The sequence below is a fragment of the Prevotella sp. C561 genome, from assembly GCF_000224595.1.
GTDB classification, from domain to species: Bacteria; Bacteroidota; Bacteroidia; order Bacteroidales; family Bacteroidaceae; genus Prevotella; species Prevotella jejuni.
In genome coordinates this window covers 1-10,010 of the sequence record NZ_JH114150.1, presented here as the reverse complement: position 1 = coordinate 10,010, position 10,010 = coordinate 1, and the positions used below count along the sequence as shown (strand labels likewise).

The window sequence follows — 10,010 nt, the reverse complement described above, 5'->3', positions numbered from 1 at the left end:
GATGGTCACATCTGCCATTTTCCTTTATGGCTGAGAACATGGTTTTCATGATGGTTACCGCTATGCTGAAGAACTTCTATCTCTATCTCGTCCGTCATATCAGCGAAAAGGTCAAGCCATTGAAAAAGACAAGTAGACTGAAAGCCTTTATCCTGCATTTTGTCAGCGTTCCAGCAAAATGGGTGCGAACGGGAAGGCAGAACGTTCTAAACCTGTATACAAATAAAACCTACTACGCTGAAGTATTCCTTGAATAAACAGTATTTCTTTGTGGTGTTTTCATACTTCCCCATTGGTTTGGGTGGGGGGATTTCATGCCTATGCAAGAACCAAGAACCCTGGAAAATTCCCAAATCAATGGATTAATCCCAAAATATCACTTCAATATATAAAAGTACCTCACAAGGAATAATGCTGCGGAATTGAGGTATTAAGAAAACTGCCTTCAACGTGTACTTGAAATAGTATTAACCCTGTGCTTGTTTGGTATATGTGGTCTCTTCCCATCTCTGTAGGCTGCAATACGGTTGCTATCTGCCGTTCGCATCATGTGTCCGGAGGCTTCGGACAATCTGTCCGAGGCCTCCGGACACTTTGTCCGAAGCCTCCGGACAAGGTGTCCGGGGCGTCCGGACATTGATAGATGAGGGGAGAAAAGCCAGATGAAGACCCTAATACTAAGAGGGAGTAAGGCGTTATGAATAAACTCGTCTGGGGTTGTTTTTATTTGTTATCCATAGTCTATGCGTTCTGAAAAGGCATGCTCTCTTTCACATTTCATGTGTGATGAGAGTGGTCATTACTGATAACTCAATTTGCTAAAAACAATTTTTCCTGTCATATCTATCATCCTTTGTGGTCGTGTAAGTAGTTAGATAATAGGATAGTTACGCTAAATGTTAAATATGACAGCAACTGAAAATAAAACTAATCTTGGTGTTTTTGCCTTATATCTATGGTCAAGAAATTAGGAGCTGATAGAAAACTCATGTCTTCTTTTACGTAGGACAATAAAAAAAAAGGACAGTCGTAATGCGACTGTCCTTAGATATTTATTTCTCTTGTCTGATTAGTTTCTGTTGTTACCGAAGAAACGGAGAAGATAGAGGAAGAGGTTGATGAAATCAAGGTAGAGGCTCAATGCACCAAGGAGTGCTATCTTTTGAGCACCCTCGTCAGCATCTGGTGCCATCTGAAGGTTGCGCTTAATCTTCTGAGCGTCCCATGCAGTAAGTCCTGTAAAGACAAGTACACCGATACCACTTACGATGAAATCGAACATTGCACTCTTTAGGAAGATGTTCACAAGACCTGCAATGATAAGACCGATAAGGGCCATGAAGAGGATACCACCCATCTTTGTCAAGTCCTTCTTAGTAGTAGAACCTATCAACGCCATTGCTCCGAAGGTTCCTGCTGTTACAAGGAATGTCTTCGTGATGACCACTGATGAGAAGGCAGCGAAAATCCATCCTAATGTGAGTCCATTGACAGTAGCAAAGATAATGAACCATATTGTTGCTGCTGTGAGAGACAGTTTGTCAATGCGTGAAGAGAGATACCAGACGATACCAAACTCTACTAATGCCATGACAATCATAGCACCTCTACCCATGTAGAGGAACTGGATGAGTGCAGGAGAGTTACCCGCGCCGTATGCTACGACACCAGTGATAGCAAGCGCCATCGTCATCCATATATAAACCTTACGCATTAAGGAAGGGAAGACACGTGACATCTCTAAGTCACGCTCTTGTGTGTTTGTTACGTTAGTGAAATTGTCAAAGTTCATATTCATTCTTTTTAATTTGTTATCAATGGGTTATTGGCTCAAAAGAAATGTGCCATCTATGTTTGAATGTACAAATGTCATGCCATTCAATCGCAAAGATAATAGAAAGATTAGATACTGACAAATGTAGTACATGTTTTTTCATTTTTTTAGATATTATGGTTTTTGCTTTATATAATAAGGTGGGTTACGTGTTATTATCATTTTCGCTTCGACTTTACGAAAGGCATACCTACTTTTATGTATTTTATGTATAATAATGTGTTCAATTACTTGCTATTACGCTTTTTTTGTCTAACTTTGGTCACTGTAATACATAGTACTTTGTAAGTATGATGTGTTATAGCTAAAAGTATTAAATATTTCACAACGTAACAAACAGACATTTATGAAAAAAGCCTGGAGAGGATTCACTGGTACAAAGTGGCTCGACGAAGTCAATATGCGTCAGTTTATCCAAGATAATTACGAAAGTTATGATGGTGATGCTTCATTCCTTGAAGAACCTACAGCCGCAACAAACAAACTTTGGGGTATGCTCAAAGAGCTGCAAAAGCAGGAACGTGCTAAGAATGGTGTGTTAGACATGGAGACCGAGGTCGTTTCCAGTATGACTGCCTACGGCCCTGGCTACATCGGAGAAGGAACCAAGGATTTGGAGAAAATTGTTGGTTTACAAACTGATAAACCTCTGAAGCGTGCGTTTATGCCGTATGGTGGTATCAAGATGGCTGAGCAAGCTTGCACAACCTACGGTTATGAACCTTCTGAAAAGCTACATGAGATCTTCACAAAGTATTGTAAGACACATAACGATGGTGTCTTCGATGCTTATACAGACGAGATGAAACTTGTAAGACACAACCATATTCTTACAGGACTCCCTGATACCTATGGTCGTGGACGTATCGTTGGTGACTATCGTCGAGTTGCACTTTATGGTGTAGACTTCCTTATCAACGAGAAAGCAAAGGACCTTCGCAACTGTGGAGACGGTACGATGACTGAAGAGATAATCCGTTTACGTGAAGAGATCTCTATGCAGATAAAGGCTCTCAAGGAGATGAAGGAGATGGCAGCCATCTATGGTTATGACATTTCTGAGCCTGCTAACAATGCACATGAGGCTGTTCAGTGGCTTTACTTTGGCTATTTAGCAGCCATAAAGACCCAGAACGGTGCGGCGATGTCGGTGGGTCGCATCTCAACCTTCCTCGATATCTACATTCAACGAGACTTCAAAGAAGGCACACTAACGGAGAAAGAGGCACAAGAACTTATCGACCACTTGGTTATGAAGTTCCGTATGGTTAAGTTTGCACGTATTCCTTCATACAACCAGCTCTTCTCTGGCGACCCTGTATGGGCTACGCTCGAGGTGGCAGGATTAGGTATGGACGGCCGTTCAATGGTGACTAAGAATGACTTCCGCTTCCTTCATACACTTGAGAATATGGGTCCTTCACCAGAGCCTAACCTCACCGTGCTCTATAGCTCTCGTCTTCCAAAGCATTTCAAGGACTATGCTGCAAAGATTTCTATCTCTACCAGCTCTATACAATACGAGAATGATGACGTGATGCGACCAATCTGGGGCGACGACTACTCTATTTGTTGCTGTGTATCTGCTACCCAGACAGGAAAGGAGATGCAGTTCTTTGGTGCTCGTGCAAACCTTGCTAAATGTCTTACATACGCTATTAGTGGTGGCGTTGACAGTAAGACACGTGAGCAGTGTGGACCTGCTTACCGTCCGATAGAGGGTGATGTTGTTACCTACGAGGAGTTTATGCCTCGCTTCATGGATATGATGGAGTGGTTGGCGGGTGTCTATGTAAACACATTGAACCTCATCCATTACATGCACGACAAGTACTTCTATGAGGCTGCAGAGCTCGCTCTCATCGATACAGACGTACGTCGTACTTTCGCAACGGGTATCGCTGGCTTCAGTCATGTGGTCGACTCTATCTCGGCTATCAAGTATGCTAAGGTGAACATCATACGTGATGAGACTGGCTTCCCAATAGAGTATAAGACGGAGGGTGACTTCCCTCGTTATGGTAATGACGATGATCGTGCTGACGATATAGCAGTATGGTTGTTAAAGACCTTCATGGATATGATTCGTAAACACCACACCTATCGTCACTCTGAACCTACAACAAGTATCCTTACCATCACTTCAAACGTGGTATATGGTAAGTTTACAGGTAATATGCCAGATGGTCGTCCAGCTGGTGCACCGCTTGCGCCGGGTGCTAACCCTTCTTATGGTGCAGAGCAGAATGGCTTGTTAGCATCGTTGAACTCAACTGCCAAGCTCCCATACGAGTATGCGCTTGACGGTATCTCAAACACTCAGACGATTAGCCCAGACGCTCTCGGCCACAATGACGAGGAACGTGTCAACACTCTCGTGGGTGTTATGGATGGCTACTTCGACCGTGGTGCACACCATCTGAACGTGAACGTCTTTGGTGTAGACAAACTAATCGACTGTATGGAGCACCCTGAGAAGGAGGAGTATGCTAACTTTACCATCCGTGTGAGTGGCTACGCTGTGAAGTTCATCGACCTCACACGTGAGCAGCAGATGGACGTTATTGCTCGTCGAGCACATGGATCAATGTAAAGTGAATAGTCAACATATTGAATTATCGGATTTGCCGACGTCTGAGACGATGCTACGGGTGCACTCTGTAGAGTCGTTCGGGTCGGTTGATGGGCCTGGTATTCGTTTCGTCATCTTCCTTAAAGGATGTGCTATGCGGTGCCAGTACTGTCATAATCCAGACACATGGGACAGGGCGGGGGGTAACCTCCGCTCTGTTGATGATGTCCTTTCACAAGCACTTAGATACCGCAGCTATTGGGGTGAGAAGGGTGGCATCACGGTGAGTGGGGGTGAGGCGCTGCTACAGATACAGCCTCTGACCGAGCTATTCCATAAGGCTAAGGACTTAGGTATCAATACTTGTCTTGACACTTCTGCCCAACCTTTCAGCAGAAAGGATGGTCGTTTCTCGGATTTTGAAGCATTAATGAAATATACCGACTTAGTCTTATTAGACATAAAGCATATTGACAATGATGCCCATAAACGGCTTACGGGGTGGGAGAATGAGAATATCTTAGATTGTGCACGTTATCTGTCGGATATTCATAAACCTGTGTGGATAAGACATGTCTTAGTCCCTGGTATTAATGACGATGATGAGTCGTTGCACAGACTTCGTTCTTTCATAGACACGTTAAGCAATGTGGAGCGTGTTGAAGTGCTACCTTATCATGACTTGGGAGTCTATAAATGGGAGCAGTTGGGCATTCCTTATAAACTCACAGACGTGAAACCTCCTACGGAAGAGAGTGTTCTCCATGCACGTAAGATATTGACAGAATGACGGGGGTATATATATTATGGTGTAACAAGTGTCTTATAAGTAAGCTTCATGAGGGGTTTGCGTTATTCCTCTGGTGTTTTGTAGATACATGTTCCTCTGTTTTCTTGTCTCGGCACTGTGCTTTTAGATAGTCATAACAATAAGGTTAGCTTTAAGAGACTTTATGTGATAAGATGACTGATAGGTGGAGATAAGTTTGGAAGTATGTATGTTTTATTATTGAGTATTTATGCAACATTATGCGGTATAATAATACTCTTTCTTCTTAATTTATACGTTTTTATTTGCATATATCGGTATAATTGCATACTTTTGCAGCCGAATTAGAATTTATATACGGGTTATGAAGGTAAAAAACAGTAGACTTGAAACATTGAAAATGCTTATTTCAAGTATGGAACTAAGTTCCCAAGAAGAAGTATTGAAGGTATTGGAACAAGAGGGATTTAAGCTGACGCAGGCTACGTTGAGTCGTGACCTAAAACAGTTGAAGGTGGCAAAGGCGGCTTCAATGAACGGTAAGTACGTTTATGTTCTACCAAATGAAACAATGTACCGACGGGTGACAACGCCTCGTAAGGCAACTGAGATGTTGCAGAGAAGTGGGTATATCTCGGTGAACATCTCTGGTCAGCTGGCTATTGTCAAGACGCGTCCCGGTTATGCCAGTGCTATTGCATACGATATTGATAACTTGGATTCTCCTTACATCTTAGGTTCTATTGCTGGAGATGATACCATCTTCATCGCTCTTCGTGAGGGTTCTACTCGTGGGCAAGTACTGGATGCTTTGTCTTACGTAATCCCAGAGATTGGATAGTACTTAGGTAGTAATCAACTATATTCGACGTTAGCTCGTTGCGTATTTCCTTTGAATAGGGCTTTACGCAACGAGCTTTATTTATGGCTTATCCTATCTTCTTAGTGGTAGCTTGGTCGCTACTCCATATTTCGGAGGACTTAGGTGAAGCGTAAAAAACTATTACAGTTGCTCTCGACAAGTATCTTCGAAATAGGAATGTACTATCTCTTATAATAGAATCTGTAACCAACAAGTAATCAGTATGTTGTGAATAACGAAATAGAAGATGCCCTTCTTGCTCCAAGAAAGGCGTCTTCTTGCTTCTTGAAGGGCATGTTCTTGGATGAAGAAGGGCGTCTTCTTGAAACAAGTTGAGGCTCTCTTCGAATGGAGAAGGAAATGTTCGCCGAAATATCTTTACATTTTCTGCGTGCACGTTCAGGGTTCTTTCTTCTTCTTTTATAAATATCCTCTATATCTGTGTAGGGTTATTTAGCTTTATCCGATTACACTTTTAAGTTACTATTTACATGCACAAACATCCTACAAGTGTGTATAAATTTAATTATTTAATGCTTATTTTATCGAATACTTGTTACTTTTTAATGCCAATATGATTTTATTTATTACTTTTGCGGAGAGTAAAGTAGTATGTTGAATTATGGAAGAAGCGATAAAGCAAATAGGCGAAAGATTAAAAGGGTTACGTGAATCTTTAGACCTCTCAGTACAGGAAATGGCAGAGACCTGCGGTGTCACGGAGGAGAAATATCTAAAGATGGAAGCGGGAGAGAACGACTTGTCGGTTAGTAGACTGTATAAGTTGTCTCAAAAGTATGGTATTGCATTGGACGCTTTGATGTTTGGTGAGGAACCACACATGTGTTCTTATTTCCTTACACGTAGGGGGAAAGGTATGAGCGTAGAGCGTAAGTTCGCATATAAATATCAGAGTTTAGCAAGCGGATTCAGTGGACGTCGGGCCGACCCCTTCCTTGTGACGGTTGAGGCGAAGCCTGAAGATGCCCCTGTAAATATGGATATACACCCTGGACAAGAGTTTAATATGGTTTGGGAAGGCCGTATGGACCTGCGAATAGGGGATAAGAAATTTATCTTAGAACCAGGCGATTGTATTTATTTTGATGCTAATCAGCCTCACTGTATGCGTGCTTTGGATAACGTGACGATGCGCTTCTTGGCAATTATATTTTAGGTTGTAATTTACTCAATAGCTCTAAGTAAACGATGGAATATCGTGAGACTTAGAGAAAGGTTTGGTCTTTTAATGTTTATTTATGTGCTATAGAGTAGTCTATAGACCATGTTTTTAATTCAATAGGATAAGATGATAGAGAGATATTTGACGCAAACACATTTCACGTCAGAGGCAGATTTTCGAGAACACTTGCATTTCAAAGTCCCTGAAACATTTAACTTTGCTTATGATGTCATGGACGAATGGGCGAAAGTGGCACCTGATAAGTTGGCTTTGTTGTGGACCAGTGAGCGTGGAGAGGAGCTGAAAACGACGTATGCGGAGTTCAAAGAGCAGACCGATCAAGCTGCTGCTTATTTCCTAAGTCTTGGTATTCGACGTGGAGACAAGGTTATGCTGATTTTGAAACGCCATTATCAATGGTGGGTTTCAATGATGGCTTTGTGTAAGATAGGGGCTGTGGCCATTCCTGCAACCCACATGTTGACGGCAAGTGATATTGTCTATCGTAATCAACGTGCGTCGGTAAAGGCTATTATATGCGTCAATGATGAATACGTAACGACGCAGGTTCTGCAGGCTATGGCGGAGAGTCCAACAGTTGAAGTGCTCGTTGCTGTTAACTCATTGGCTGAGAGAAATAAGCCTGTGGCTGAAGGCTTTCATGATTGGTTTGCCGAATTGGAGAAGGCACCGGCCTTTGTTCGACCAGAGAAGGTAAACTCCAATGAAGACACGATGCTGATGTATTTCACAAGTGGTACCAGTGGAGAGCCGAAGATGGTGGCACATGATCATCTCTATGCGTTAGGTCATCTTATTACGGGTGTCTTTTGGCATAACCTCGATGAGGATAGTGTCCATCTGACGGTGGCTGATACTGGTTGGGGAAAGGCTGTGTGGGGTAAGCTTTATGGGCAGTGGTTTGCCGGTGCAACGGTCTTTGTGTATGATCATGAGAAATTTACGGCTGAGAAGATTATGCGTATGATGGAGAAATATCACATTACATCGTTCTGTGCTCCACCTACTATCTATCGCTTTATGCTGCAAGAAGATTTCTCAAAATACGACCTCTCTTCGCTAAGATACTGTACTACGGCAGGAGAAGCACTTGAGCCTGTTGTCTTCCAAAAGTTCTTCGACCTCGTTGGAGTTAAAATGATGGAGGGATTTGGACAGACTGAAACAACGATGACTTTGGGTACTTTCCCTTGGGTTAAACCTAAACCTGGAAGTATGGGAAAGCCTAATCCTCAGTATGATATACAATTGTTGAGGCCTGACGGAACACCGTGCGAAGATGGTGAGAAGGGTGAGATATGTATCGATACCAGTGCAGGAAAACCGTTGGGGCTCTTTAAGGGCTATTATCGGGATACTGAACTGACGGAGAAGGTGTGGCATGATAATCTCTATCATACAGGCGATTTGGCTTGGCGTGATGAGGAAGGATACTTTTGGTTTGTAGGTCGTGCTGATGATGTCATTAAGAGCTCGGGCTATCGTATTGGTCCGTTTGAGGTAGAGAGTGCGTTAATGACGCATCCAGCGGTCGTTGAGTGTGCAGTTACGGGTGTACCTGATGAAATTCGTGGTATGGTTGTTAAGGCTACTGTTGTCCTTGCTAAGGAGTGGAAGGATAAGGATAAAGAGGCGCTCATAAAGGAGTTGCAGGGTCATGTTAAACGTGTGACTGCTCCTTATAAGTATCCGCGTATCATTGAATTTGTGGATGCTTTGCCTAAAACTATCTCTGGTAAGATTCGTCGTGTAGAGATTCGTGAGCGTGATAAGCAGTAGTCTTCTGCCTTCAGAGGACTGTAAACCGGTGTGCATCGGGTGGGTCGTTAGGCTAATCTCTGACTTTTTTTATTCAAAGATAGAGCCTCTGCCCCTTGTTGATACTGTTCCGTTGAATTTAAAGAGGCATGAGAATGATGTGTGATTGCTTTTATTACGGTTGTATGTTGCTTATATTATATAAGGTGTAAACCGATTATTAAGCTTCAAATTAGGCCTGAAAGAAGAAAAAGTGCACTTTTTTGAAACTTTTTCTTCAAAATGTTTGGAGGGTACGGAAATTCTGTATACCTTTGCACTCGCTTTACAAAACAAGCCTCCTGGCAAGTTAGTTAAAGCATAGAAGAAAGAGTTCTTTGAAAATATTTACATAAACAGAGAAGTAGTACAAGAAGCGTCTGTCTGACATTATTTGTCATTCAGATGGGTAAAAGAAACGAACCGATCAATTCATTGTTCCTGCTTTTGAGGCATCGCCTCAAAACAATTAAGGAATAAAAGAATAGGTGCTTTTTAACTTGATACTTTTAGGATAAGCGTTCTGAAACAGAGATTACTCGGTGAAGCGTTTGGGTTAACATGGTATCCATTATCATTTATCACCCATCACTTATCACCAAAACATATTTTACAATGGAGAGTTTGATCCTGGCTCAGGATGAACGCTAGCTACAGGCTTAACACATGCAAGTCGAGGGGAAACGGCATTTAGTGCTTGCACTGAATGGACGTCGACCGGCGCACGGGTGAGTAACGCGTATCCAACCTTCCCATTACTGTGGGATAACCTGCCGAAAGGCAGACTAATACCGCATGGTCTTCGATGACGGCATCAGATTTGAAGTAAAGATTTATCGGTAATGGATGGGGATGCGTCTGATTAGCTTGTTGGCGGGGTAACGGCCCACCAAGGCAACGATCAGTAGGGGTTCTGAGAGGAAGGTCCCCCACATTGGAACTGAGACACGGTCCAAACTCCTACGGGAGGCA

General features: G+C 42.7%; 6 protein-coding genes, 1 rRNA gene and 1 pseudogene. 7 read left to right on the top strand and 1 reads right to left on the bottom strand.

Annotated elements, in window-relative coordinates; translation table 11 throughout:
• Window positions 1-257, top strand: a pseudogene (locus HMPREF0666_RS11560) (IS1380 family transposase); the annotation flags it as partial.
• An 812-nt stretch (window positions 258-1,069) separates the two neighbouring features.
• On the opposite strand, the gene HMPREF0666_RS11555 reads toward HMPREF0666_RS11560, so the two are convergent.
• Window positions 1,070-1,798, bottom strand: coding sequence for a Bax inhibitor-1/YccA family protein (locus HMPREF0666_RS11555; RefSeq protein WP_083822546.1), 729 nt, complete (start codon window positions 1,796-1,798; stop codon window positions 1,070-1,072).
• Between the two features lie 382 nt (window positions 1,799-2,180).
• On the opposite strand from HMPREF0666_RS11555, the gene pflB reads away from it, so the two are divergent.
• The 6 genes from pflB to HMPREF0666_RS11525 form a co-directional block, all read left to right on the top strand.
• A complete protein-coding gene (gene pflB / locus HMPREF0666_RS11550; RefSeq protein ID WP_009012539.1) occupies window positions 2,181-4,427 on the top strand; it encodes a formate C-acetyltransferase in 2,247 nt (748 codons plus the stop codon).
• Complete coding sequence (gene pflA / locus HMPREF0666_RS11545; protein ID WP_009012538.1) at window positions 4,414-5,196, top strand: pyruvate formate-lyase-activating protein; 783 nt, start codon at window positions 4,414-4,416, stop codon at window positions 5,194-5,196. The genes pflB and pflA overlap by 14 nt, the downstream gene beginning before the upstream one ends.
• A gap of 343 nt (window positions 5,197-5,539) precedes the next feature.
• The gene (locus HMPREF0666_RS11540; RefSeq protein WP_009012537.1) at window positions 5,540-6,016 is read left to right on the top strand and encodes an arginine repressor; all 477 of its coding nucleotides are present in this window, start codon (window positions 5,540-5,542) and stop codon (window positions 6,014-6,016) included.
• A gap of 643 nt (window positions 6,017-6,659) precedes the next feature.
• The gene (locus HMPREF0666_RS11535; protein WP_009012536.1) at window positions 6,660-7,214 is read left to right on the top strand and encodes a helix-turn-helix domain-containing protein; all 555 of its coding nucleotides are present in this window, start codon (window positions 6,660-6,662) and stop codon (window positions 7,212-7,214) included.
• Between the two features lie 132 nt (window positions 7,215-7,346).
• Window positions 7,347-9,020: an AMP-binding protein gene (locus HMPREF0666_RS11530; protein WP_009012535.1), complete on the top strand. Its 1,674-nt coding sequence runs from the start codon at window positions 7,347-7,349 to the stop codon at window positions 9,018-9,020.
• 630 nt (window positions 9,021-9,650) lie between these two features.
• A 16S ribosomal RNA gene (locus HMPREF0666_RS11525) occupies window positions 9,651-10,010 on the top strand; the annotation flags it as partial.

Bases quoted from the DNA above. Each gene is read 5' to 3' on its own strand.
- HMPREF0666_RS11555 (WP_083822546.1), bottom strand. From the start codon at position 1,798: ATGAATATGAACTTTGACAATTTCACTAACGTAACAAACACACAAGAG.
- pflB (WP_009012539.1), top strand. From the start codon at position 2,181: ATGAAAAAAGCCTGGAGAGGATTCACTGGTACAAAGTGGCTCGACGAA.
- pflA (WP_009012538.1), top strand. From the start codon at position 4,414: ATGGATCAATGTAAAGTGAATAGTCAACATATTGAATTATCGGATTTG.
- HMPREF0666_RS11540 (WP_009012537.1), top strand. From the start codon at position 5,540: ATGAAGGTAAAAAACAGTAGACTTGAAACATTGAAAATGCTTATTTCA.
- HMPREF0666_RS11535 (WP_009012536.1), top strand. From the start codon at position 6,660: ATGGAAGAAGCGATAAAGCAAATAGGCGAAAGATTAAAAGGGTTACGT.
- HMPREF0666_RS11530 (WP_009012535.1), top strand. From the start codon at position 7,347: ATGATAGAGAGATATTTGACGCAAACACATTTCACGTCAGAGGCAGAT.